This window comes from Stenotrophomonas sp. 93052_Sma, assembly GCF_056481145.1.
This window is the reverse complement of the sequence record NZ_CM151134.1, coordinates 4,583,648-4,606,979: the sequence shown is the minus strand read 5'-3', so window position 1 is coordinate 4,606,979 and position 23,332 is coordinate 4,583,648. Positions and strand designations below refer to the sequence as shown.

19 protein-coding genes and 3 pseudogenes are annotated in these 23,332 nt (G+C 66.8%); 9 read left to right on the top strand and 13 right to left on the bottom strand.

Annotated features, from left to right (window positions below; all coding sequences use genetic code 11):
* Window positions 1-163 precede the first annotated feature (163 nt).
* Window positions 164-550, top strand: a complete 387-nt coding sequence (locus ACZK2V_RS21530) for a VOC family protein (protein ID WP_107432650.1) — start codon at window positions 164-166, stop codon at window positions 548-550.
* A gap of 160 nt (window positions 551-710) precedes the next feature.
* Here the strand turns inward: ACZK2V_RS21530 and ACZK2V_RS21525 are convergent, their stop codons facing one another.
* The 4 genes and pseudogenes from ACZK2V_RS21525 to pdhA form a co-directional block, all read right to left on the bottom strand.
* Entirely contained in the window at window positions 711-2,099 is a 1,389-nt protein-coding gene (locus ACZK2V_RS21525; RefSeq protein WP_458075375.1) for a dihydrolipoamide acetyltransferase family protein, read from the bottom strand.
* Window positions 2,096-2,449: an SH3 domain-containing protein gene (locus ACZK2V_RS21520; protein WP_005411349.1), complete on the bottom strand. Its 354-nt coding sequence runs from the start codon at window positions 2,447-2,449 to the stop codon at window positions 2,096-2,098. Before ACZK2V_RS21520 ends, ACZK2V_RS21525 begins: the two co-directional genes overlap by 4 nt.
* A 1-nt stretch (window position 2,450) precedes the next feature.
* Complete coding sequence (locus tag ACZK2V_RS21515; protein WP_486322783.1) at window positions 2,451-3,518, bottom strand: alpha-ketoacid dehydrogenase subunit beta; 1,068 nt, start codon at window positions 3,516-3,518, stop codon at window positions 2,451-2,453.
* A pseudogene (pdhA, locus tag ACZK2V_RS21510) lies at window positions 3,511-4,594 on the bottom strand (pyruvate dehydrogenase (acetyl-transferring) E1 component subunit alpha). Before pdhA ends, ACZK2V_RS21515 begins: the two are co-directional and overlap by 8 nt.
* Window positions 4,595-4,929: 335 nt before the next feature.
* On the opposite strand from pdhA, the gene ACZK2V_RS21505 reads away from it, so the two are divergent.
* From ACZK2V_RS21505 to ACZK2V_RS21490, 4 genes and pseudogenes are all read left to right on the top strand, one after another.
* A complete protein-coding gene (locus ACZK2V_RS21505; RefSeq protein WP_071227676.1) occupies window positions 4,930-5,805 on the top strand; it encodes a tryptophan 2,3-dioxygenase in 876 nt (291 codons plus the stop codon).
* Window positions 5,806-5,986: 181 nt separating this feature from the next.
* Window positions 5,987-7,486 (top strand): peptide MFS transporter, encoded by a 1,500-nt coding sequence (locus ACZK2V_RS21500; protein WP_049401684.1) that lies wholly within the window; start codon window positions 5,987-5,989, stop codon window positions 7,484-7,486.
* Between the two features lie 19 nt (window positions 7,487-7,505).
* A complete protein-coding gene (locus ACZK2V_RS21495) occupies window positions 7,506-8,111 on the top strand; it encodes a thioredoxin family protein (protein ID WP_329810361.1) in 606 nt (201 codons plus the stop codon).
* A 263-nt stretch (window positions 8,112-8,374) separates the two neighbouring features.
* Window positions 8,375-9,512, top strand: a pseudogene (locus ACZK2V_RS21490) (hypothetical protein).
* Window positions 9,513-9,543: 31 nt separating this feature from the next.
* Here ACZK2V_RS21490 and ACZK2V_RS21485 read toward each other — a convergent pair.
* Both ACZK2V_RS21485 and ACZK2V_RS21480 read right to left on the bottom strand, forming a co-directional pair.
* Entirely contained in the window at window positions 9,544-10,599 is a 1,056-nt protein-coding gene (locus ACZK2V_RS21485; protein ID WP_486322782.1) for a PDDEXK nuclease domain-containing protein, read from the bottom strand.
* Between the two features lie 375 nt (window positions 10,600-10,974).
* Window positions 10,975-11,532, bottom strand: a complete 558-nt coding sequence (locus ACZK2V_RS21480; RefSeq protein ID WP_005411341.1) for a MarR family winged helix-turn-helix transcriptional regulator — start codon at window positions 11,530-11,532, stop codon at window positions 10,975-10,977.
* Between the two features lie 66 nt (window positions 11,533-11,598).
* Between ACZK2V_RS21480 and hppD the strand changes: the two genes are divergently transcribed.
* Together hppD and hmgA are read left to right on the top strand one after the other, a co-directional pair.
* Window positions 11,599-12,711, top strand: a complete 1,113-nt coding sequence (gene hppD, locus ACZK2V_RS21475; RefSeq protein ID WP_177179486.1) for a 4-hydroxyphenylpyruvate dioxygenase — start codon at window positions 11,599-11,601, stop codon at window positions 12,709-12,711.
* An 85-nt stretch (window positions 12,712-12,796) separates the two neighbouring features.
* Window positions 12,797-14,104: a homogentisate 1,2-dioxygenase gene (hmgA, locus tag ACZK2V_RS21470; RefSeq protein ID WP_486322781.1), complete on the top strand. Its 1,308-nt coding sequence runs from the start codon at window positions 12,797-12,799 to the stop codon at window positions 14,102-14,104.
* A gap of 81 nt (window positions 14,105-14,185) precedes the next feature.
* Here the strand turns inward: hmgA and ACZK2V_RS21465 are convergent, their stop codons facing one another.
* Complete coding sequence (locus ACZK2V_RS21465) at window positions 14,186-14,719, bottom strand: hypothetical protein (RefSeq protein WP_049422941.1); 534 nt, start codon at window positions 14,717-14,719, stop codon at window positions 14,186-14,188.
* 125 nt (window positions 14,720-14,844) lie between these two features.
* Between ACZK2V_RS21465 and ACZK2V_RS21460 the strand changes: the two genes are divergently transcribed.
* Together ACZK2V_RS21460 and ACZK2V_RS21455 are read left to right on the top strand one after the other, a co-directional pair.
* The gene (locus ACZK2V_RS21460; protein WP_032127152.1) at window positions 14,845-15,498 is read left to right on the top strand and encodes a hypothetical protein; all 654 of its coding nucleotides are present in this window, start codon (window positions 14,845-14,847) and stop codon (window positions 15,496-15,498) included.
* Between the two features lie 73 nt (window positions 15,499-15,571).
* Window positions 15,572-16,533 (top strand): annotated as a pseudogene (locus ACZK2V_RS21455) (sodium:calcium antiporter).
* 745 nt (window positions 16,534-17,278) lie between these two features.
* Here the strand turns inward: ACZK2V_RS21455 and ACZK2V_RS21450 are convergent.
* From ACZK2V_RS21450 to ACZK2V_RS21425, 6 genes are read right to left on the bottom strand one after another with little or no spacing between them, the layout of a single operon-like run.
* Window positions 17,279-17,668: a Na+/H+ antiporter subunit G gene (locus ACZK2V_RS21450; protein ID WP_049401677.1), complete on the bottom strand. Its 390-nt coding sequence runs from the start codon at window positions 17,666-17,668 to the stop codon at window positions 17,279-17,281.
* The gene (locus ACZK2V_RS21445; protein WP_005411334.1) at window positions 17,665-17,949 is read right to left on the bottom strand and encodes a K+/H+ antiporter subunit F; all 285 of its coding nucleotides are present in this window, start codon (window positions 17,947-17,949) and stop codon (window positions 17,665-17,667) included. Before ACZK2V_RS21445 ends, ACZK2V_RS21450 begins: the two co-directional genes overlap by 4 nt.
* Window positions 17,946-18,452, bottom strand: coding sequence for a Na+/H+ antiporter subunit E (locus ACZK2V_RS21440; protein WP_071227672.1), 507 nt, complete (start codon window positions 18,450-18,452; stop codon window positions 17,946-17,948). The genes ACZK2V_RS21445 and ACZK2V_RS21440 overlap by 4 nt, the downstream gene beginning before the upstream one ends.
* A complete protein-coding gene (locus ACZK2V_RS21435) occupies window positions 18,449-19,984 on the bottom strand; it encodes a monovalent cation/H+ antiporter subunit D (RefSeq protein WP_486322780.1) in 1,536 nt (511 codons plus the stop codon). Before ACZK2V_RS21435 ends, ACZK2V_RS21440 begins: the two co-directional genes overlap by 4 nt.
* The gene (locus ACZK2V_RS21430) at window positions 19,981-20,373 is read right to left on the bottom strand and encodes a Na+/H+ antiporter subunit C (protein ID WP_071227670.1); all 393 of its coding nucleotides are present in this window, start codon (window positions 20,371-20,373) and stop codon (window positions 19,981-19,983) included. The genes ACZK2V_RS21435 and ACZK2V_RS21430 overlap by 4 nt, the downstream gene beginning before the upstream one ends.
* Window positions 20,373-23,201, bottom strand: coding sequence for a monovalent cation/H+ antiporter subunit A (locus ACZK2V_RS21425; protein WP_486322779.1), 2,829 nt, complete (start codon window positions 23,199-23,201; stop codon window positions 20,373-20,375). The genes ACZK2V_RS21430 and ACZK2V_RS21425 overlap by 1 nt, the downstream gene beginning before the upstream one ends.
* Window positions 23,202-23,332 lie beyond the last annotated feature (131 nt).

The window sequence follows — 23,332 nt, the reverse complement described above, 5'->3', positions numbered from 1 at the left end:
GTCGAGCAAGCTCGACATCTACCAGGGCAGAGGCAACAGCAGTCGAGCAAGCTCGACCTCTACCAGGGCAAGGGCAACAGCGGTCGAGCACGCTCGACGCTACTGACAGAATCTGTCAGCAGGGCCGTACCACCATGATTGCTCCCAACAACGGAGCTTCCCCATGTTCACGCCCAGCACCCTGCTGCAGTACGTGCGCGACGTCGCCACCAGCGCCACGTTCTACAGCGGCATTCTCGGCAAGCCACCGGTCGAGCAGTCGCCCGGTTTCGCCCTGTTCCTGCTCGGCGATGGCGCCGCACTGGGCCTGTGGCAACGCGATGACGTGCAGCCACCGGTATCCGCACAGGCCGGTGCCGCCGAACTGGCGATGGTGGTCGCCAACCCGGAGGCCGTGCAGCAGATGCACGATGCGTGGCACGCACTCGGCGTGCAGATCCTGCAGGCGCCGGTGACCTTGGAATTCGGCCACACTTTTGTCGGGGCAGACCCGGATGGCCACCGTCTGCGTGTGTACAGCCGTGCCGAAGGCATGGTCGCACGCGATTGATCGTCCGCATTGTGTAGATCCACGCCATGCGTGGATGCGGACACAAAAAAACGCCGGGCAGTGCCCGGCGTTTCTCCACTTCATGTGCCAACCAAGGTTGGCACCCACCAGTCAGTTTCACGTGCCAACCAAGGTTGGCACCCGCCGATAAGGTGGCCGATCAGCTGGCCAGCGCCAGGTCGTCCATCATTGCGCGCAGGAAGCGGGCGGCTTCGCCACCGGTGGCCGCGCGGTGGTCGAAGGTGACCGACAACGGGATCACCTTGTGCGCTTCCACGCCGCCCATCACCGGGGTCATCTGGTGGCGGGCACGGCCGGCACCGACGATGGCCACGCACGGCGGCACCACGACCGGGGTCGCGTAGCGGCCGGCGAACATGCCGAAATTGGACAACGAGATGGTGTAGCCGCTCAGTTCCGAGGCGGCGATCGAACGCGATTCGACCTGCTCGCGCAGGCGGTTGACGCCTTCGCGGATGCCGCGTGCATCGAGCATGTCGGCGTTGCGCAGGGCCGGTACGAACAGGCCGTCGTCGGTGTCCACGGCGATGCCGATGTCCACCTGCGCGTGCAGGGTGCGGGTCAGCGCTTCACCGTCGAACCAGGCGTTCATCGCCGGCACCTTCTGTGCGGCGACCACGATCGAACGCACCAGGCGCGCGGTGACGTCGTTGCCCGGCAGCCAGGCGTGGATGTCGGCGTCGTCGTTCAGCGTGGTCGGCACGACCTTGCTGTGCGCATCGGCCATCACGCGCGCCATGTTGCGGCGAACGCCCTTCAGCGGTTCCGGCTGACCCTTGGCGACCACGCCCGGCGGCTGGGTGCGCATCGGCTTGCCGGCGGCGGACAGCGGGGTGCGGGCTTCGCTCTGCACCGGGGCAGACACCTGCGCCGGGGCCGGCGCGGCATAGGCGGCAGCAGCGGCCGGGGCCGGAGCGGCGCCGATCTTGGCGGTGCCGTTGGCGGCGGCCTGCTTGACGTCGGCCATGGTCACCGCGCCATCGGTGCCGGTAGCGGCCACGCGGCTCAGATCGACGCCCAGCTTGCGCGCCATCGCACGCACGGCCGGCACGGCCTTGACGCCACCGACGGCGAGCGCCTGCTCGGCGTGCACGGCGTTGGAACTCTGCATCGCGCCGACCACGGTGCCGGCGTCATCACGCTCGGCGGCGGCGGGCTTGGCGGCTTCGGTGGCCACCGGTGCGGCAGCGGCCGGCAGCGGCGGCGGGGTCGGTGCCGCGGCCGGTGCTGCATGGCCGTGGCTGTGGCCGGTGTCCTGGCCATCGGCGCGCTGCGGCAGGTTCGGGTCCAGTTCGAAGCTGGCCAGCACCGAGCCGGTCGGGATGATGTCGCCGGCTGCGCCGGACAGCTTCAGCACCTTGCCGGAGAACGGCGACGGCACTTCGACGACGGCCTTGGCGGTCTCCATCGAGACCAGCGGCTCGTCCAGCTTGATCACATCGCCTTCCTTGACGAACCACTCGACGATGGTCGCGTCCGGCAGGCCTTCGCCCAGGTCGGGCAGGTTGAAGTTCTTGGTCTGGCTCATTTGCAGTTCTCTTCCAGCAGTTCCAGTTCGCGGGCCGGCAGCCAACCCGTCGCGCCATTGGCGCGCTCGGACCACCACCACCCGCCGTGTTCGTGATGAAGCTTCACCATCTCGCCGCTTTCCACATCCAGCTCGCGGGCGTCGTAGTCGCACAGCGCTTCGGCGCGACCCTCGTCCAGCAGCTGCAACCAGGCGATGGGCGCCCATCCAGCGCGCCCATCGTTGGTGCGTACCCAGGCAAACGCCGGCCATTCCTCGTCACGGACACCTACTTCGACGATCTGGCCGGTGTGGAACCGGAGCGGGTTGGGATACTGGCTGCGGTAAGCCCCCAGAAGGCGGGCCCGCATGTCAGCCGGCCGCCACCGCGCGCTTGGCCGCAGCCACGATCCGCTCAACGCTCGGCAGGTACTTCATTTCCAGGCGGAACAGCGGAATGTGGGTGTCGTAGCCAGTGACGCGCTCGATCGGGGCCAGCAGGTCGTAGATTGATTCCTCGGCCAGGCGCGCGGCGATCTCGGCGCCGAAGCCCGCGGTCTTCGGCGCCTCCTGCACGATCACGCAGCGGCCGGTCTTGGCCACCGATTCGGCGATGGTGGCGAAGTCCAGCGGGCGCAGCGTGGCCACGTCGATGACTTCGGCACTGATGCCTTCGCCGGCCAGCTTGTCGGCCGCTTCCAGCGCTTCCTTCACCTGCGCGCCCCAGGTCACCAGGGTCACGTCGGTGCCGTCGCGCAGCACGAAGCAGACGTCCAGCGGCAAGGCTTCGCCGTCGTTGACGACCACTTCCTTGTACTGGCGGTAGATGCGCTTGGGCTCCATGTAGATCACCGGATCCGGCTCGCGGATCGCGGCCAGCAGCAGGCCGTAGGCGCGCTGCGGCGACGACGGCAGCACCACGCGCAGGCCCGGCACGTTGGTGAAGATCGCCTCGTTGGCTTCGCTGTGATGTTCCGGCGCGCGGATGCCACCGCCCCACGGCACGCGCAGCACCATCGGGCAGTGCAGGCGGCCACGCGTGCGGTAACGCAGGCGGGCGGCGTGGCAGACGATATGGTCGACCATCGGGTACATGAAACCGTCGAACTGGGCCTCGGCCACGGGCTTCATGCCCTGTGCCGCCAGACCGATGGTCAGGCCGGCGATGGTGGTTTCATCCAGCGGGGTGTCGAGGATGCGTTCGGAGCCGAAGCGCTGCTGCAGGCCGGCGGTGGCGCGGAACACGCCGCCGTTGACGCCCACATCCTCGCCCAGCACCAGCACCGACGGGTCGTGCTCCAGCTCCCAGGCCAGTGCCTGGGTGATGGCTTCGATCAGGGTGATGGGGGTGGTGGTCATGCTCTCTTCTCCGCGCGCGACGGCGGCGCTGTCGGCGGCGTTGGTGTGCGCGCCGGGCGCGCCGTTCTTGATCTCATCCATGGCGCTTCTCCAGGGCGATCGCCTGGGCACGCTGGGTCAGCAGGTCCGGCGGCGGATCGGCATACAGGAAGTCGAACATCGCCTCGACCGGCTGCACCGGCGTGTTGAGGTACAGGTTCACTTCCTCGTCCACGCGCGTGCCGCACTCGGCGACCCAGGCGGTTTCCTCTTCTTCGCTCCACACACCGGCGTTGATCAGGTACTTGCGCAGGCGCAGCATCGGCTCGCGCTGCCAGGCATCCTTCACTTCGGCGTCGTCACGGTAGCGGCGGCGCGTCATCGGCGGTGGTGTGGTCGGACAGGCGGTAGGTCATCAGTTCCAGCACGGTGCCGCCGTCGCCGGCCAGCGCACGTTCGCGCGCCTGCTCCATGGCCGCCAGCACCGCGATCAGGTCGTTGCCGTCCACCTGCAGGCAGTGCAGGCCGCCGGCCAGGCCCTTCTGCGCCAGCGTTTCGGCACCGGTCTGGGCCGAACGCGGAACCGAGATGGCCCAACCGTTGTTGACGATGCACAGGATCAGCGGGAGCTTGTAGGCGCCGGCCGAATTCAGTGCTGCGTAGAAGTCGGTCTTGGAGCTGCCGCCGTCGCCGCACACGGCCACCGCGATCTGCGGTTCCTTGTTGAGCTTGAACTTCAGCGCCGCCCCTGCGGCATGCAGGCACTGGGTGGAGATCGGCACGCAGAACGGGAAGTCCTTGGCCGCGTTGCCGCCGTAATCGTTGCCGCGTTCGTCGCCGCCCCAGTACATCAGCACGTCGTGCGGGCGCACGCCACGCATGAACATCGCGCCATACTCGCGGTACGAAGGCGCGAACACGTCGTCCTTCTGCATCGCAGCGCCGATACCCACGTGCGCGGCTTCGTGGCCCAGGCAGGCGGCATAGGTGCCGAGCTTGCCGGTGCGCTGCAGCGCGATGGATTTGCTGTCGAACGTACGTACGAACAGCATCTGCTTGAACAGCGGTACCAGGACCTTGGGGTCGCGCAGCGACGCGGGCAGGTCATCGCGGACGAGCTTGCCGTCCGTATCCAGGTACTGCAGGTATTCGATCTTGAATTCAGCGGCAACCGTCATTGCGTACTGCACCTTCGACAGAGAAGTTACAAATGATATGAATGGCCATGTTAAGGAACGCGTACGGAATAGCCTTCCTGCGCCGCAACACGGCAATTCCCCGTTTTACCCCTGCCGGCGGGTGGGGGGCCAATAACAACAACGTATTCAGTCGTTGCTGCAAAGCATCAGAATACGCCTCTGGCTGACCGCCAGTACAACGGCGCGGACGGTTCCACGCGCAGCCCCGGCATCAGCCGATGCTCCACGACCAACCGCACGCCCCGGTATGGACCCGGCGGCTGCCAGCGCGGCGGCAACGCGCTACCCTTGCCGCCCCCGATCTGGTCCCGCCCATGTCCGTCGACAACAACCAACGCGATCTCGAAGCCGGCATCCACACCGACCTGCAGGGACGCCTGACCTATGGCGGCTACCTGCGGCTGGACCAGCTGCTCAGCGCGCAGCAGCCGCTGTCCAACCCGCCGCACCACGACGAGATGCTCTTCATCATCCAGCACCAGACCTCGGAGCTGTGGCTGAAGCTGCTGGGCCATGAGCTGCGTGCCGCAATCGGCTTCCTGCAGCGCGATGAAGTCTGGCAGTGCCGCAAGGTGCTGGCGCGCAGCAAGCAGGTGCTGCGCCAGCTGACCGAGCAGTGGTCGGTGCTGGAAACGCTGACCCCGTCCGAGTACATGGGCTTCCGCGACGTGCTGGGCCCGTCGTCGGGCTTCCAGTCGCTGCAGTACCGCTACATCGAGTTCCTGCTGGGCAACAAGAATGCGCAGATGCTGCAGGTGTTCGAGCACGACCCGGCCGGGCAGGCGCAGCTGCGCACCGTGCTGGAAGCGCCCAGCCTGTACGAGGAATTCCTGAAATACCTGGCCCGCTTCGGCCACGCCGTCCCGGCGGTGTACGAGGCCCACGACTGGACCCAGCCGCATGTGGCCGACGACGCACTGCAGCCGGTGTTCGAGCGCATCTACCAGGACACCGACCGCTACTGGCGCGAGTATTCGCTGTGCGAGGACCTGGTCGACCTGGAGACCGCGTTCCAGCTGTGGCGATTCCGACACATGCGCACGGTGATGCGCGTGATCGGCTTCAAGCGCGGCACCGGCGGCTCGTCCGGCGTCGGCTTCCTGGCCAAGGCGCTGGAGCTGACCTTCTTCCCTGAACTGTTCCAGGTGCGGACCAGCCTGCAGGCCGGGCCCCCGGCAGAACAGGGCTGATCCGTATTCAGCTTGGATCCCGGCCGGCGGCTGGATCGTTTCAGATGCAAGTTCAGGGAGCAGGCTGGCACCTGCCTCAAACGGCGTGTATTTGACGTGAACGCCAGAAGTCGGTGATCCTCGCGCGTTGCTCCAACTGCACAGCGGACGTGCTCGTCATCCACCGAACCAGGAAATCCGCATGAGCGTAAACGCCACTGCGAACACCCCAGAGCCGGCGCTGCCGGACTTCAAGACCACGCTGGGCCACCCGCGCCCGTTGTGGATGCTGTTCATGACCGAGTTCTGGGAGCGCTTTGCGTTCTACGGCATCCGCTGGGCCTTGGTGCTGTACATCGTCGCCCAGTTCTACAACGGCAGCGCTGCCGGTGAAGGCGACGCCAGCCGCATCTACGGCGCCTACCTGGCCCTGGTGTATGCCGCAGCGATCTTCGGTGGCTACGTGGCCGACCGGGTACTGGGTTACCAGCGATCGATCCTGACCGGCGCGATCATCATGGCCGCCGGCCTGTTCATGATCTCTCTGCCGCAGGAGCACATCTTCAAGCTCGGCCTGGCCACGATCATCGTCGGCAACGGCCTGTTCAAGCCCAACATCTCGACCATGGTCGGCAAGCTGTACGGCCTGAAGGATGAGCGCCGCGACTCGGGCTTCACCATCTTCTACATGGGCATCAACATCGGCGCGATGATCGCCCCGGTGCTGACCGAGTACCTGGCCCGCAAGGTCTTCGGTACCGACGCGATGCCGTCCTACAAGGTCGTGTTCATCGCCTCGGGCGTGGGCATGCTGATCTCGCTGGTGTGGTTCTACATCGGTCGCGCCGGCCTGAAGGGCATCGGTGCACCGCCGGCCGGCGCTGAAGGCTTCGGCCGCATCATCATGGTGCTGGCCGGTGCCGTGGTCGCCATCCCGGTCGCCTACTTCCTGCTGGCCACCGGCGCCACCGCACTGGCCTGGATCCTGGGCGCGATGTTCACCGCGCTGGCCATCCTGCTGCTGGTCGAGGGCATCCGCGAGGGCAAGGTGCAGCGCGACCGCGTGATCGCGATGCTGATCATCTTCGCCTTCAATGTGATGTTCTGGATGTTCTTCGAGCAGGCCGGCAGCTCGTTCACCTTCCTGGCTGAGAACATCGTCAACCGCCAGTTCGGTGACTGGACCTTCCCGACCGCGTGGTTCCAGTCGGTCAACTCGGTGGCCATCATCACCCTGGCACCGATCATCGCCTGGATCTGGGTGGCCATGGGCCGCGCCAATCCGTCCATCCCGCGCAAGTTCGGCCTGGGCCTGCTGTTCAACGGCGCCGCGTTCGCGCTGTTGATGTTCGCCCTGTCGCAGATGGTCGTGGACGGCAAGATCCCGTTCTGGACCCTGTTCATGGTCTACGTCATCCAGTCGGTGGGTGAGCTGTGCCTGTCGCCGATCGGCCTGTCGATGGTGACCAAGCTGGCCCCGGTGCGCCTGGTCGGCTTCGGCATGGGTGGCTGGTTCCTGTCCACCGGCATCGGCAACAACCTGTCGGGCATCTTCGCCGGCGTGGTCAGTGGTGAAGGCGGCATGACGGTCGAGTCGGCCCTGAAGGGGTATACCTTCGGGTTCTGGGCCCTGATCGGCTCCGGCGTGGTGCTGTTCCTGATCGCCCCGCTGATCAACAAGCTGATGCACGGCGTCAAATGATGATGAGAGGGTAGAAGGCATGCGTAGCAAGCTCGGTACTGCGGTAGTGGTGGTCTGTGCGGCGCTGATCGGCGCCTGTTCCCAACCGCAACCGCCTGCCACCGCCGAGCCCACGCAGCCCCTGGATACCCGACCCACCGAGCCACCGGTCGCTGACCCCAGCGAACCGGTGGCCTCGGGCAACACCCCGGTGGCGGCAGACATCGCCGCCATCGCCGGCCTCGGCGCTCAGTTCGACCCGGCCCGCAACCCCGCCGATGATCTGGCCACCGCCAAGGTGGAAGCCCAGCGGGGCAAGAAGCGCATCCTGCTGGAGGTCGGCAACGCCGCCTGCGAGCGCTGCCGCGCGCTGGACGAGGTGGTGGAAGGCAACGGCGACCTGCGTCGCTTCCGCGATGCCCACTATGTGTGGGTGAAGGTCAACGCCAGCGACGAGCAGCCCAACACCGCCTTCTTCGCCCAGTTCCCGATGATGGAACGCGACTACCCGTACCTGCTGGTACTCGATGCCGATGGCGGACTGCTGGTGTCGCAGGCGACCGGCGAGCTGCGCAAGGGCGAAGCCTTCCAGCCGGCACGGGTGAGCGCGTTCCTGAAACAATGGGCACCTGACAAACCGGAATAGGGGTAGTGCCGGCCGCTGGCCGGCAGGGGTGGTGGTGGTGGGTGCCGACCGCTGACCGCCAACCCCGGTGGATGCCGACCGCTGACGGCCATCTCCGGTGGGTGCCGACCGTTGGTCGGCACAGAAGTGCATCCACGCATGGCGTGGATCTACTGTGGTTGCGGTCACATTCCCGGAATCGGCATCTCAATATCGCAACGCGCTCGCCGTTACCGGCAAGGACCTCAGTCGACATCCCGTCGATGCAACCTTCCGGAACGCCCATGCACAGCGACCACGCCGAACGACTGCCCGAACCTGCCAGCGACCTGGCCGAGGCTGGGGCAGGCGAGGGCGTGACCCTGCCGCCGCAGGATGCGTTGCTGGATGACGCCGGTACCGGCGAGGACACCGTTGAACTGGCACCGCCGCGTCACCGCCTGCCGCAGATCGCGCTGCCCGACAACGTGGTGCTGAAGGGGGCGGTGCAGAAACTGGTCGAGCAGAAGTCACGGCTCGATGCATTGGCCGCCGACGGCCAGCTGGCCGGGCTGCTGCCGCCGGAATGGCAGGGCCATGGCGTGCGTGCGATCGAACTGTCCACGTTCATCCAGGGCGTGCTGCCGTTCCTGCAGCCGGGCGAACGCGGCGAAACCGCGCCCGCGCGCCTGCCGGTGCGCCATGTGCTGGGGGACGACAGCCGCTGGGGCCTGGAGGATGTCGCCGAACCGAAGTCGCTGGCCTGGTACCTGGCCAGCGACGAACGCGCCACCGCTGGCAGCAAGGACGTGGCCGAGGCCTATCTGGTGGGTGCGCTGGGACTGGCGTGGATGCAGGAAGGGCGCAGCCGCCCCGGCTTCCTGCGCGCGATGGGGCAGGACAGCCTGGCCGCGCGGGTGACCATGCTCGGCTACCCGCCGGCCAACGAACTGGCGCTGTACAGCGTCACCGCGCATGGGCAGCAACAGATCTGGTGCGTGCATGGCCGCCGTCGCATGCGCCCGCTGGTGGCGCCGTGGCTGAGCGTGCCGGTGCTGACCGCGTATGGCGTGCCGGCGCCGGTCGCGTGGCCGTCCAGTTTCCCGCCGGTGGAGGCCGTGGCCGAGCTGCTGGCGACCGCACGGCAGGGGCGCGCTGCCGGAAGTGGACCTGGCCAAGGCGGTGGCGAAGATCGCCGAGGACGCTGCCTCTGAAGCCTGGCAACCGGTCAGCCTGCTGCAGCTCAATACCTGGTCACCGCGTTGGCATTTCTTCCTGGGCACCTTCGTCGGCCTGCCGTCGCTGCTGCTCGTGGCGGCGGCGCTGGCGCTGCCGGGGGCGGTCGAAGCAGCCACGGTTGCGGCTTCCCTCGGCTTCGCCGGTGGTGCCATCGCGGCGCTCGCGGTGCCGTGGATCCATGCACGGCGCAAGCATCTGAGCTGAAGCATGAGCGCCATCCACGCGCGGCGTGGATCTACGGGGGGCCGGGCGCCGCGGTCTGCAGCTGCTGCCGCGCCCGCTCCATGGCAGTCTGCAATCTTTGCTTGAGGACCTCACGGGAGGGCAGCGTGGTCAGGTACTCCGCAACATGGATGCCTGAGCGGTCCAGCTCCAGCAATTCAATCTGGCCCGCCTTCTTCCCTGTGCAGAGGATGATGCCCAACGGCGCCTGCTCGCCGTCCTCACGTTCGTAGCGGTCCAGCCAGCGCAGGTAGAGTTCCATCTGCCCTTTATAGGCGGGCTTGAACTCGCCGATCTTCAGCTCGATGGCGATCAGCCTGCGCAGACGCCGGTTGTAGAACAGCAGGTCCAGGTGGAAGTCATCGCCGTCGATCTGGATGCGCTTCTGGCGGGCGACGAAACTGAAGCCCGTGCCAAGTTCGAGCAGGAAGCTCTGCATCTCGCGAAGGATCGCGCTTTCAAGGTCCTGCTCGTCCCAGCTGTCCTTCAGGCCAAGAAAGTCCAGTACGTAGGGATCACGCAGTAGCAGCCCTGGAGACAGCTGCTGGTTGCCACGCAGTGCCGCCAACTCATCGGCGATGGTCTGCTCGGGTTGACTGGAAAGCGCCGTGCGCTCGTACAACATCGAATCGATGCGCTGGCGCAGCATGCGCACACTCCAGCCCTCGGTGGCGGCCATCTGCGCATAGAAGTCACGCTTGAGCGGATCCGCCAGGGGGATCAGTGCGATGAAGTGGGTCCAGCTCAATTGTCGTATCAGCGATACGACAATCTGCTCGTCCGCAAATGCGGTGGAGAACTGCACCATCCGGCGCAGGCTCTTTTCACCGAAGGATGTGCCGAACTCGGCAGACAGCGCCTTGGCGATCCGGGTGAAGAGAACCTCGCCGTAACGCGCACGCTGCCCCGCCATCTGGTCAACATGGATGCGACGACCGATTCGCCAGTACAGCAGCGTCAACTCGGCGTTGATGGACCTGTGCATCCTGCTGCGCGCTGCGCAGATCAGCTCTCTGAGATCGGCCAGCAATTCCTGGCCATGCGGCGACGTTGAACGCGAGTCATCCATGAGGGAGCCCGTTCGATGTGGATGGCCGGGCTGATACCCGTTGAACGTTTACCGTCCGGCCGCACACGTGAGCAGTCCAATAGGAGAATTCACTGGATCAGCCCGTTTCGATACACCAGCCTGGCGGAAACGGGCCGTATCGGGCCAATGCGGAAATGCTGCTGGGCGAGGGCGACACTTCAGGACGGGATCTGCGGAAGGTGAATGCGTCCGATGGCATCGTTCGCGGTCGGTCCGCAGTCCGCCAAGAAGCGGGTCCCGTCAGATCAAAGGGGGCGGACGACAATCGCCCAGCCACTGTTCCGCTACCGGCCGGGGTCGGCACCCGCGACTTGGGGCCCAAAACGACTTAATCCCCTCCGTCCCCTTTTTCTTTCAGACGCCTTCGCCCATCCGTTCCAGGCCTTCGCCGGCCAGGCGCAGGATCAGCTTCTCCAGCACCTGCTCTTCCTCTTCGCTCAGCACCGACATCAGCTTGCGGGTGATTTCGATCACCATCGGCGCGATGGTCTCGTAGACCTCGAAGCCGGCCGCCGACAGCGCCAGCACCGAGCGGCGGCGGTCGTCGCCGTGGGTCTCGCGCTTGATGAAGCCACGCTCCAGCAGGCGGGCCACGGCGCGGCTGACCGCCACCTTGTCCATTGCCGTGCGGTCGGAGACCTCGCTGGCCGAGGAGCCCGGGTACAGCGCCAGGATGGTGATCACCCGCCACTCGGGGATCGCCAGACCGTAACGATCGCCGTATAGCTTGGCGATATTGCCGCTGACCCGGTTGGACAGCACGCTCAGCCGGTACGGCAGGAACTGTTCCAGGTCGAGCAGGACGTGCGAGGAACGCAGGCGGGTCGAAACGGGATCGGCGGGGCTCATGTTGCGGTGCACCTTGCTGGTGGTTTCAAGTGTAACTATAAGGGGTAGGTCCAGACCCTGCATTCTCGCCGGGTCCCTACCTGCCCGCACCTGGTTTGTACCGATGCGGTACCGATTCGGAGCCACGCCATGAATACCGCAGTCCCGACCGCCTCGCACCCCAACCCCGGCATGCAGGTCACCACCTTCGAGAACCCGATGGGCATCGACGGCTTCGAGTTCGTCGAATTCGCCGCCCCGGCCGGCCGTGGCCAGGAGCTGCACGAGTACTTCCGGAAGATGGGCTTCAGCGCGGTGCTCAAGCACAAGCAGCGTCCGATTACCGTCTATCGCCAGGGCGACGTCAACTTCCTGGTCAATGAAGACCCGGATTCGTTCGCCTCGGACTTCGCCGAAAAGCACGGCCCGTGCGCCTGCGGCTTCGCCATCCGCTTCAAGAAGCCGGGCCAGGAGGTCTACCAGACCGCGCTGGGCAACGGCGCCGAAGCCATCGCCTTCAAGCCGGACAGCAAGGCGGTCAGCGCGCCGGTCATCAAGGGCATCGGCGACTGCATGCTGTACCTGGTCGATCGCTACGGCAGCGCCGGCAGCATCTATGACGGCGACTACGAGCCGATCGCCGGTGCCGACCTGCACCCGGTGGGCTTCGGCCTGACCTTCATCGACCACCTGACCCACAACCTGTACTTCGGCAACATGCAGCAGTGGTCGGACTACTACGAGCGCCTGTTCAACTTCCGCGAGATCCGCTACTTCGACATCAAGGGCCTGAAGACCGGCCTGGTGTCCAAGGCGATGACCGCGCCGGATGGCATCGTGCGCATCCCGCTGAACGAATCGTCCGACCCGAAGAGCCAGATCAACGAGTACCTGGACGCGTACAAGGGCGAGGGCATCCAGCACATCGCCTGCTTCACCGAGAACATCTACGAGACCGTCGAAGCGATGCGCGCGCAGGGCGTGGACTTCCTCGATACGCCGGAGACCTACTTCGACGTGATCGACCAGCGCGTGCCGAACCACGGTGAAGACGTGCCGCGCCTGGCGAAGAACAAGATCCTGATCGATGCCGATCCGGAAACCCACCAGCGCAAGCTGCTGCAGATCTTCACCCAGAACTGCATCGGCCCGATCTTCTTCGAGATCATCCAGCGCAAGGGCAACGAAGGTTTCGGCGAAGGCAACTTCACCGCACTGTTCGAGAGCATCGAGCGCGACCAGATCCGCCGCGGCGTGCTGTAAGGTCAGCAGGCAATGTCGGCGTCCCGCCGGCAGTGCCTGTCCGAATGGTCGTGCCGGCCGCTGGCCGGCAATCTCTGGAGTTCCCATGTCCCCCGCCATCACCGCCCGCGGCTACCAGTCCGGCTTCGGCAACGAATTCGCCACCGAGGCCGTCGCCGGCGCGCTGCCGGTCGGGCAGAACTCGCCACAGAAGGTGGCCCACGGCCTGTACGCCGAACAGTTGACCGGCACCGCCTTCACCGCGCCGCGTGGCAGCAACCGCCGCAGCTGGCTGTACCGGATCCGCCCGGCGGTGACCCATGGCGAGTTCACCCCGTTCGCGCAGTCGCAGCTGCAGTGTGATTTCGGCGCACAGCCGGCTTCACCGAACCAGCTGCGCTGGAGCCCGCTGCCGCTGCCGGAGCTGCCGACCGATTTTGTCGAAGGCCTGTACACGATGGGTGGCAACGGCTCGCCCGATGCGCATGCCGGCGTGGGCATCCACCTATACGCTGCCAACCGCGACATGGTCGGCCGCTACTTCTACGATGCCGATGGCGAGCTGCTGATCGTGCCGCAGCTGGGCGGCCTGCGCCTGCTGACCGAGCTGGGCGTGATCGAGATCGAGCCGCAGCAGATCGCGGTGATCCCGCGCGGCGTGCGCTTCCGCGTTGAACTGCCCGATGGCCCGAGCCGTGGCTACATCTGCGAGAACTACGGTGCGCTGCTGAAGCTGCCCGACCTCGGCCCGATCGGATCCAACGGCCTGGCCAATCCGCGCGACTTCGAAACCCCGCACGCGGCGTTCGAGGATGTGGATGGCGATTTCGAGCTGATCGCGAAGTTCGAGGGTCGCCTTTGGCGTGCATCGATCGATCATTCGCCGCTGGACGTGGTGGCCTGGCACGGCAACTACGCGCCGTACCGCTACGATCTGCGTCGCTTCAACACCATCGGTTCGATCAGCTACGACCACCCGGATCCGTCGATCTTCCTGTTGCTGCATTCGCCCAGCGACACCCCGGGCACCAGCAACATGGACTTTGCGATCTTCCCGCCGCGCTGGCTGGTGGCGCAGAACACGTTCCGCCCGCCGTGGTTCCACCGCAACATCGCCAGCGAGTTCATGGGTCTGGTGCATGGCGCCTACGACGCCAAGGCCGAAGGCTTCGTCCCGGGTGGCGCCTCGCTGCACAACTGCATGAGCGGCCACGGTCCGGATGCACCGACCTTCGACAAGGCCTCCAGTGCCGATCTGTCCAAGGCCGATGTGATCAAGGACACGATGGCCTTCATGTTCGAGACCCGCGCAGTGATCCGCCCGACCGCACAGGCGCTGGCCGCTGGCCACCGCCAGGGCGATTACCAGCAGTGCTGGAACGGCCTGCGCAATAACTTCCGGTCGTCCCGCTAGCTTGGTGGGTGCCGACCTTGGTCGGCACGGATCCTGATCGCATCCACGCCATGCGTGGATGTTCTCCGCCGGAACCTGCGCTTACGCCACCTCCGCGAACGCGTCGCAATGCTCCAGCGGCAGCGCTTCCAACAGGCGCTGGCGTACGCGCTGGCAATAGCCGTCCGAGGTCAGCCCGGGCAGCATCTGCATCGCCGACTGCAGCCGCTGCAGCACCTCGTCTTCCGCACGCGCCTGCTGCAGGTCGCGGAACAGTGCAGCCGCCTGCGGGTGGCGCTGCATCTCCAGGATGCCCAGCACATAGATGCGCGCGGCCACCAGCGAGCGGCGGCGTTCGACCGCGGGTGCAGCAAGTGCTGCAGGTGCGGCTGCCGGCGGTGTGGGCACCGGCGCTACCGCGGTTGCGGGCGACGGTGCTGGGACGCCAGTGCTCAGGTACCCCGCCTGCACAAGCTGGATGACCATCGCAGGTGCGTCCTGGCCGAGCAGGCCGGTCAGGTCGGCAATGGTGCGCTGGCCGTCGCAAAGGATCAGCAGCCGGCGCTGGCGCATGTCCAGCGGCGCGCGGTGGGCCTGCAGCGCGGTTCGGGCGAGATCGGTCTTGCGCGGTTGCATGGAAGGGACGGCCAGATCGGTGCTCGCCGAGCCTGAACGAAGGCGATGAAACCGCGATGACAATGCAGCGCCTGCACACAGGATGGGCTAGCGTGCAGCCACCTTCGTGCCAGGGAACCGCACCGATGAAGCACCTTCCGCTTGCTGGTCTGTTGCTCCTTTCGCTCACCGCCTGCGGCGGCCAGGACAAACAGGGGGCGGCCGGCAGCGGCAGCGATACCCCGGCCGAAACCGCCTCGGCGACGGGGCCCGCGCAGTCGACGGATCCTGATCTGGCAGCCCGTCCAGCCAATGACCGCCGCGAGGACAGTCCCGCGCACCTGGAGGGCTTCGCCGGCGCGAAGCTGGGCGCCGGCATCGCTGAGGTCCGCAGTGGCTTCGGCGCGCCGTTGCAGGGGCTGGGCACCGATGCCAGTGGCAAACCGCTGCCGGCCGACGACAGCAACGATGGCTGCTATTTCCTGCGACCGCAGAATGCCGAAGACCCGCGCCTGATGATCGAGGGCCGCAAGCTGGTGCGCTACGACGTGCGCAGCGCCGACATCATCGCACCGGGCGGCGGCAAGGTCGGCATGACCCTGGGCGAGTTGCAGGTGCTGTACCCCGAGCGCGGCGACGTCGGCCCCGACAAGTACGACGAGAAGGCCCAGCACCTGCGCGTGCGTCCGGCGCAGGAGGGTGGGGCGGTGATCGACTTCGCGCTCGGTGCGGACGGTCGGGTCGGCGCGTGGCGGGTCGGGCAGACCCCGCAGGTCGATTATGTGGAAGGCTGTGGCTGATCCTTGATCTACGGCCCAGCCATGCGCGCGGGGCCAGCGTAGAATCGCGCCACGACCGCTGGGGGAGTGCTCGATGATCGCCATTGCCATTGCCTGGTTCCTGCTCGGCCTGCTGCTGCTGGCGCTGGGCGGGGACTCCATCGTCAAGGCCGTGTCCGGCCTGGCGCAACGCTTCGGGGCCAGTCCGTTCACGGCTGGCCTGTTGCTGCTCGGCGTGACCACTTCGCTGCCGGAACTGGCGGTCAACGCGCGCGCTGGCGGTCGGTCAGCCGGAGCTGGCGCTGGGCAACGCGGTGGGCAGCAGCATCGTCAACCTGGGCCTGACCCTGGCCGTGGCGGCCATGGCTGCGCCACTGCTGCTGCGCGCGCCTGCAGACGGTGCTGTGGTGGTCGCTGCTGGTGGCCGGCGTGCTGCTGATCCTGTTCGGGCTGGATGGTGGCCTGGCACGCTGGGAGGGCGGCGTACTGCTGGCCGGCTTCATCGTGGTGCAGGTGCTGCTGCTGCGCCGTGGTCGCAGCGAGAGTGCGGAGGTGCAGGCAGCCATCGCCGAGTCCGCACTGAGCCGCACCAGCCTGCCGTTGAATGTACTGCGGGTGCTCATCGCCGCGCTGGCCCTGTACTGGGGCGCACGCCTGGTGGTCGGTGCGGCAGCGGACTTCGGTACTGCACTGGGTTGGACGCCGCTGCTGGTCGGTCTGCTGCCGGTCGCGATCGGTACCGCGCTGCCGGAGGTGGCAACCGCGATTGCTGCCGCACGCCGTGGTCATGGCGACATGGTGCTGGGCCACGTGCTGGGTTCCAGCGTGGTCAACCTGTTGCTGGTGATTGGTGCGATGGCCGTACTGCAGCCGCTGGCGCTGCCGGCCTCGTTCGTGCGCCTGGAACTGCCGGCGCTGCTGGCCTTCGCACTGGTGCTGTACCCCATGCTGCGCGGCGACCTGAAGATCAGCCGCGGCGAAGGCGCGATCCTGCTGGTCGCGTTCGCGGGCTGGTTCGTGCTGGAGCTGCTGCTGGTGGGTGCCCCGGCGTTGTAAATCCACGCCACGCGTGGATGCGGTTGGTTCCGTGCCGACCAAGGTCGGCACCTACCGGTCACCTCGCCGATGATGGGGTAGCTGCCAACCTCGGTTGGCACTCGGGGAAACAGAGCGCCGACCAAGGTCGGCCTCTACCCGGCATTGTGGTCGGTAGATCCACGCCATGCGTGGATGCGGTTGGTTCCGTGCTGACCAACGGTCGGCACCCACCGGTCCACCCACCGATGATGCGGTAGCTGCCAACCTTGATTGGCACTCGGGGAGCAAAGCGCCGACCAAGGTCGGCCTCTACCGGGCATTGTGGTCGGTAGATCCACGCCACGCGTGGATGCGGTTGGTTCTGTGCCGACCATCGGTCGGCACCCACCACCGGTCACCCGGTGGGTGCCAACCTTGGTTGGCACTCGGGGAACAAAGCGCCGACCAAGGTCGGCCTCTACCGGGCATTGCGGTCGGTAGATCCACGCCATGCGTGGATGCGGTTGGTTCTGTGCCGACCATCGGTCGGCACCCACCACCGGTCACCCGGTGGGTGCCAACCTTGGTTGGCACTCGGGGAACAAAGCGCCGACCAAGGTCGGCCTCTACCGGGCATTGTGGTCGGTAGATCCACGCCACGCGTGGATGCGGTTGGTTCCGTGCCGACCAACGGTCGGCACCCACCACCAATCACCCGGTAGCTGCCAACCTTGGTTGGCACTCGCAGCAACAAAGCGCCGACCAAGGTCGGCCTCTACCGGATTCACCGGTTCTGCGTGGTTTCTTCTTCCCGCACCGGTTCCGGCGGCGGCAGCTGCTCTTCAGCAGCCGGTTCGTTGCCCGGCAGGCTGGGGCGGGTTTCCATCAGCAGCGACAGCGCGGCCTTGGCCATCATGTGCGCGCTGATCGGTGCGGTGATGAACAGGAACACGGTGATCAGCAGCTCGCGCGGCTGCGGGTCCTGGCCGAGGAAGATGTGGTAGCACACCGAGCACACCAGCACGCAGCCCACGCCCAGCGTGCTGGCCTTGGTCGGTGCGTGCAGGCGCTTGAAGAAGGTCGACAGCTTCACCAGGCCCAGTGCGCCGACCAGGATGAAGAAGCAGCCGAACAGCAGCAGGATCGACAGGCCGATCTGGATCGCGGTGATCATTCGACGATGTCCCGGCGCAGCACGAACTTGCTCAGCACCACGGTGCTGCCGAAGCCGAGCATGGCGATGATCAGCGCCGCCTCGAAGTAGATCGGCGAATTGAGGTACATGCCGAACAGCATCAGCTCGGCGATCGCGGTCACCGACAGGGTGTCCAGCGCAAGGATGCGGTCGGGCACGGTCGGCCCGCGCAGCAGGCGCCAGGTGGCCAGCAGCATGGCCAGGCCGACCACGTGCATGCACACCACCAGGGTGGTCTGGATGACTTCAAAACCGGTCATGGGAAGATCTCCATCAACGGCGCCTCGTAACGGCGCTTGATCGTATCGATCAGGTCCTGTGGGTCCTCCAGGTGCAGCACGTGCACCAGCAGGAACTTGCGGTCGTCACTGAGCGCGGCCGAGACCGTGCCCGGGGTCAGCGTGATCATGCTGGTCAGCGCGGCGATGCCGTGGATGTTGGCGATGTCCAGCGGCAGCCAGATGAAGCCCGGATGGATGTTCTTCTCCGGGCCCAGCACCTGCACGGCAACGCGGATGTTGGACATCAGGATGTCCCACAGGGTCACGCACAGCAGCCTGGGCAGTGGCCGCAGGGTACCGATGCGGGCGAACTCGCGGTCCAGGCGCGCGGCGAACAGCGGCACCACCACGCCCAGCACCAGCCCCAGCACGAACTGGCCGAGGGTGAAGCTGTCGGACATCAGCAGCCAGAACGCCACCACCATGATGCTGAGCATCGGCGAGGGAATGATGCGGCGGAACAGGGAACGCTGGGCGGTCATGGCTGGCGGATCTCCGGCGTGGTCGCGCGCAACTGCTGCACGTACTCGCTGGGGTGCAGCAGCTGTGCGGCGGTGGCGTCGGTGTAGCGCATCAGCGGTGCAGCGGCCAGGGTCATGCCGATGCCGTAGGCCAGCAGGATGCAGGCCGCGTACAGCTCGACCCGGCGCAGGCGTGCCTTGCGCGGCTTCGGTGCATCGGCCTCGACCGGCGGCACGCGCCAGAACAGGCGGATGCCACCGCGGGTCAGGCCCATGATCACCAGCAGGCTGCTGACAAGAACGGCAGTCCAGACCGGGCCGGTGTACTGCGCCGGCATGCCGGCCAGCAGCGCGGCCTTGGCCAGGAAGCCGGACAGCGGCGGCAGGCCAGCCACCGACACCGCGCCGATCAGGAACAGCACCGCCGGCGTTTCCTTGCCCGGCATCGGCGCGACCACTTCCTTGCGGTCGCTGGCGCCACCGCGGCGGCGGCGGATCAGGTCGGCAATCAGGAACAGTGCGGCGGCGACGAAGCTGCTGTGTGGCAGGTAGTACAGGCCGGCCGACAGCACCTGCGGCGTGCCTACCGAGAAGGCGATGAACAGCGTGGCTGCCGAGACGATCACCAGGTACGAGATCAGCACGCGCAGGCGGGTCGCGGCCAGCGCACCGAGGCCGCCCAGCACCAGCGTTGCCACGCCGGCCCACAGCAGCCAGTCGCGGCCATAGCCGGCCATCGCACCGGCATCGTCGCCGAACCACAGCATCTGGATGCGCAGCACCGAGTACAGGCCGACCTTGGTCATGATCGCGAACAGGGCGGCCACGGCGGCCGGTGCGCGCGAATAGGCTTCCGGCAGCCACAGGTACAGCGGCATCAGTGCAGCCTTGGCGCAGAACACCAGCAGTAACAGGCCCATCGTGGCCTTTACCAGGGTCAGCTGCGCCGGCGGCACCTCGGCAATGCGCTGCGACAGCTCGGCCATGTTCAGCGAGCCCAGCGAGGCGTACAGCAGGCCCAGTGCGATCAGGAACAGGGTCGAGGCGGTGACGTTGAACACTACGTAGTGCAGGCCGATGCGCATGCGCAGGCCGCGGCCGCCACTGAGCAGCAGGCCGTAGGAGGCGATCAGCATCACCTCGAAGAACACGAACAGGTTGAAGATGTCGCCGGTCAGGAATGCGCCATTCAGGCCGACCAGCTGGAACTGGAACAGTGCATGGAAGTGCGGTGCGCGACGGTCCCAGCCCGAGCAGGCATGCAGCAGGCAGGGAATGGCCAGCAGCAGGGTGGTCAGCAGCATCCACGCCGACAGCCGGTCGGCGACCAGCGCGATGCCCAGCCGCGACGGCCAGTCGCCGAGCAGGTAGACGTTGATCTCACCACTGGCGGTGGCGGCAAACAGCAGGCCCACCGCCAGCACCAGCGCCGACAGCGCAGTCCAGGCCACCGCGCGCTGCACCTTGGGGCCATAGCGGCGGTGTTCGACGAACAGCGACAGTGCAGCACCCAGCAGCGGAATCAGGATGGGCAGGATCACCAGGTGATTCATGCGCGGTCCTCGCCCTGGCGCGGCAGCACGCGCTCATCCTGCAGGTCGTCATCCGGCTCGTGGGCGTCCACATGATCGCTGTGGTTGTCGCTGCGGCTGCGCATGGCCAGCACGATGCTGACCGCGGTCATCGCGAAGGCGATCACGATCGCGGTCAGCACCAGCGCCTGTGGCAGCGGATCGGTGTAGTTGCCGAGGTGACTGTCCACGCCTTCCTGCAGCACCGGTGCCTTGCCCAGCACCACGCGGCCACCGGCGAAGATCAGCAGGTTGGTGGCGTAGGACAGGAAGGTCATGCCGAGGATCACATCGAAGCTGCGCGCACGCAGCAGCAGGTAGATGCCGATGGCGGTCAGTACGCCGATCGCGGTAGCCAGGGCCAGTTCCATCAGTGCATCTCCCCGGTGCGTGCCGAACGGCGTTGCAGGTCGATCTCACCCTTGCGGGCAGTGCGGGTACGCGACGGCTTGATCGTGCCCATCATCGACAGCATCAGCATGGCGCCACCGAACACCACCAGATAGACGCCGATGTCGAAGCCGATCGCGCTGGCCAGCGGCACGTCGCCGATCAGCGGCAGGTGCAGGTCGAGGTGGCCGCTGGTCAGGAACGGCACGCCGAACAGCATCGACGCGCTGCCGCTGAGCAGGGCGATCAACAGGCCCATGCCGATGCAGCGGATGTAGTCGAAGCCGAAGCGCGACTCCACCGACGCGGTGCCCTGGATCACGTACTGGATCAGCAGCGGCACCGCCAGCACCAGGCCGGCGATGAAGCCACCGCCCGGCGCGTTGTGGCCGCGCAGGAACAGGAAGATCGATACGGTAAGCGTCAGCGGGAACATGATCTGCGCCAGGTCGGCCGGCACCGGCAGCTTGATCGGCGGGCCGGGCATGATCTGCTCCGGCGCCATCCGCGTGCGCCGCAGCAGCGCGTGCACCACCAGCGCGGCGATGCCGAACACGGTGATCTCGCCGAAGGTATCGAAGCCGCGGAAGTCGACCAGGATCACGTTGACCACGTTCTGGCCATAGGCCTCGGGCAGGGCACGGGCGAGCAGCTCGCCGGCCATGGTGTTCGGCGGCAGGGTCATGGCGGAATAAGCCAGCGCGCCCAGGCCGGCGCCGGCGATGATCGCGATCACCGCATCGCGGCGCTTGCGCCAGCGCGGCCGCTCCGGCCCGGACTGCGCGGGCAGGTAGTTCATGCCCAGCAGCATCAGCACCAGGGTCACCATCTCCACCAGCAGCTGGGTCAGCGCCAGGTCCGGTGCGGACAGGAACACGAAGGTCAGCGCCACCATCAGGCCGACGCCGCCGACCAGCAGCACCGCCAGCAGGCGCTGCTTGTAGACACGGAGGGTGGCAACGGCGCAGGCCATCATCACCAGCCACAGCACCCAGCCCAGCAGCGGGATCGGCTGCGGCGCGGTCCAGTTCGGCGAGGCCGGGTTGGCCACGAACGGCGCGGCGGCGACCACGATCGCCACCAGCACCAGGCCCAGCAGCATGCGCTGCAGGCTGCCATTGGCGATGCCGTTGGTCAGGCGCATGGCCAGCGCGGAAACCGCATCCAGCTGCGCATGGAATACGTTGCGACCGGTGCTGACGTTGGTTACGCCGTGCAGGTTGATCAGCTTGCGCAGCCCGAAGTACAGCACCACGCCCCCGACCACGCCGATAGCGCTCATCGCCAGCGGCAGGTTGAAGCCGTGCCATACCGCCAGGCTGTACTCGGGCATCGCCGGGCCGAGGATCGACGCCGCGGCGGCATGCAGCACCGGTGCCACGGTCAGTGCCGGAGCCACGCCCACCGCGATGCAGATCACCACCAGCAACTCCACCGGCACCTTCATCCAGCGCGGCGGCTCATGCGGCACGCGGTCGAGGTCGTGCGGGCCGGGGCCGAAGAAGGTGTCGTGCACGAAGCGCAGGCTGTAGGCCACGCCGAACACACCGGCCAGCAGCGCCGCGACCGATACGGCCGTTCGCATGATGCCCGGCCCGCCTGCGGTAATCGCCTCGGCGAACAGCATTTCCTTGGACAGGAAGCCGTTGAGCAACGGAATGCCGGCCATTGCCAGCGAGGCGATGATCGCCAGCGCGCTGGTGAACGGCATCAGTCTGCGCAGCCCGCCCAGCTTGCGCATGTCACGGGTGCCGGTCTCGTGGTCGATGATGCCGGCGGCCATGAACAGCGAGGCCTTGAAGGTGGCGTGGTTGAGGATGTGGAACACGCCGGCCACCACCGCCATCGGCGTGGACAGGCCGAACAGCAGGGTGATCAGGCCCAGATGGGAAATGGTCGAGTACGCCAGCAGGCCTTTCAGGTCGTGCTGGAAGATCGCGTTCCAGGCGCCGATCAGCAGGGTCAGCGCGCCGATGCCGCTGACCGTGTAGAAGAACAGGTCGCTGCCGGCCAGTGCCGGGTGCAGCCGTGCCAGCAGGAACACACCGGCCTTCACCATGGTGGCCGAGTGCAGGTAGGCAGAGACCGGGGTCGGCGCCGCCATCGCGTGCGGCAGCCAGAAGTGGAACGGGAACTGCGCGCTCTTGGTGAAGATGCCGGCCAGCACCAGGAACAGTGCGTACGGGTACAGCGCGCTGGCGCGGATCTGCTCGCCGGCGGCCAGCACCACATCCAGGTCGAAGCTGCCGACGATGCGGCCGATCAGCAGCACGCCACCGAGCAGGGCCAGGCCACCGCCGCCGGTGATCACCAGCGCCATGCGTGCGCCTTCGCGGGCGTCCTGGCGGTGCGACCAGAAGCCGATCAGCAGGAACGAGCTGATGCTGGTCATTTCCCAGAAGATCATCAGCAACAGCAGGTTGCCCGACAGCACCATGCCCAGCATGGCGCCCATGAACAGCAGCAGGTAGCAGTAGAAGCGGTGGGCGTTGTCCTGCTGGCTCAGGTAGTAGCGCGCATACAGCACCACCAGCGCGCCGATGCCGAGCACCAGCCCGGCGAACATCCAGGCCAGCCCGTCCAGGCGCAGGGTGAAGTCCAGGCCGATCTGCGGCAGCCACGGCACCAGGGTGCGGACCACCTGGCCATCGAGCACCGACGGGGTCAGCCAGCCGAGGATGGCCAGTCCGCCCAACGGCGCCAGCGCCGCCAGCCAGGCAGCAGTCGAGCGCGAACTACGGGGGAAGGCCGCAACAGCCGCTGCCATCAGGAACGGCAGGGCCAGCAGCAGGGGCAGGCTGGGGAGCATGCAGGGAATCCATGATTCACGAGCAGGTCAGGGAGGATAACAGGCTGCGAAATGTCGCCGAAACCCATCGAACAGCGATCAATTGCATGTAACGTCCGCTGATTCATTTTTTCTGCAGCGCAGCATCACGT

Excerpts from the sequence above, each read along its gene's own strand:
- ACZK2V_RS21530 (WP_107432650.1), top strand. The coding sequence starts at position 164 with ATGTTCACGCCCAGCACCCTGCTGCAGTACGTGCGCGACGTCGCCACC.
- ACZK2V_RS21525 (WP_458075375.1), bottom strand. The coding sequence starts at position 2,099 with ATGAGCCAGACCAAGAACTTCAACCTGCCCGACCTGGGCGAAGGCCTG.
- ACZK2V_RS21520 (WP_005411349.1), bottom strand. The coding sequence starts at position 2,449 with ATGCGGGCCCGCCTTCTGGGGGCTTACCGCAGCCAGTATCCCAACCCG.
- ACZK2V_RS21515 (WP_486322783.1), bottom strand. The coding sequence starts at position 3,518 with ATGGATGAGATCAAGAACGGCGCGCCCGGCGCGCACACCAACGCCGCC.
- ACZK2V_RS21505 (WP_071227676.1), top strand. The coding sequence starts at position 4,930 with ATGTCCGTCGACAACAACCAACGCGATCTCGAAGCCGGCATCCACACC.
- ACZK2V_RS21500 (WP_049401684.1), top strand. The coding sequence starts at position 5,987 with ATGAGCGTAAACGCCACTGCGAACACCCCAGAGCCGGCGCTGCCGGAC.
- ACZK2V_RS21495 (WP_329810361.1), top strand. The coding sequence starts at position 7,506 with ATGCGTAGCAAGCTCGGTACTGCGGTAGTGGTGGTCTGTGCGGCGCTG.
- ACZK2V_RS21485 (WP_486322782.1), bottom strand. The coding sequence starts at position 10,599 with ATGGATGACTCGCGTTCAACGTCGCCGCATGGCCAGGAATTGCTGGCC.
- ACZK2V_RS21480 (WP_005411341.1), bottom strand. The coding sequence starts at position 11,532 with ATGCAGGGTCTGGACCTACCCCTTATAGTTACACTTGAAACCACCAGC.
- hppD (WP_177179486.1), top strand. The coding sequence starts at position 11,599 with ATGAATACCGCAGTCCCGACCGCCTCGCACCCCAACCCCGGCATGCAG.
- hmgA (WP_486322781.1), top strand. The coding sequence starts at position 12,797 with ATGTCCCCCGCCATCACCGCCCGCGGCTACCAGTCCGGCTTCGGCAAC.
- ACZK2V_RS21465 (WP_049422941.1), bottom strand. The coding sequence starts at position 14,719 with ATGCAACCGCGCAAGACCGATCTCGCCCGAACCGCGCTGCAGGCCCAC.
- ACZK2V_RS21460 (WP_032127152.1), top strand. The coding sequence starts at position 14,845 with ATGAAGCACCTTCCGCTTGCTGGTCTGTTGCTCCTTTCGCTCACCGCC.
- ACZK2V_RS21450 (WP_049401677.1), bottom strand. The coding sequence starts at position 17,668 with ATGATCACCGCGATCCAGATCGGCCTGTCGATCCTGCTGCTGTTCGGC.
- ACZK2V_RS21445 (WP_005411334.1), bottom strand. The coding sequence starts at position 17,949 with ATGACCGGTTTTGAAGTCATCCAGACCACCCTGGTGGTGTGCATGCAC.
- ACZK2V_RS21440 (WP_071227672.1), bottom strand. The coding sequence starts at position 18,452 with ATGACCGCCCAGCGTTCCCTGTTCCGCCGCATCATTCCCTCGCCGATG.
- ACZK2V_RS21435 (WP_486322780.1), bottom strand. The coding sequence starts at position 19,984 with ATGAATCACCTGGTGATCCTGCCCATCCTGATTCCGCTGCTGGGTGCT.
- ACZK2V_RS21430 (WP_071227670.1), bottom strand. The coding sequence starts at position 20,373 with ATGGAACTGGCCCTGGCTACCGCGATCGGCGTACTGACCGCCATCGGC.
- ACZK2V_RS21425 (WP_486322779.1), bottom strand. The coding sequence starts at position 23,201 with ATGCTCCCCAGCCTGCCCCTGCTGCTGGCCCTGCCGTTCCTGATGGCA.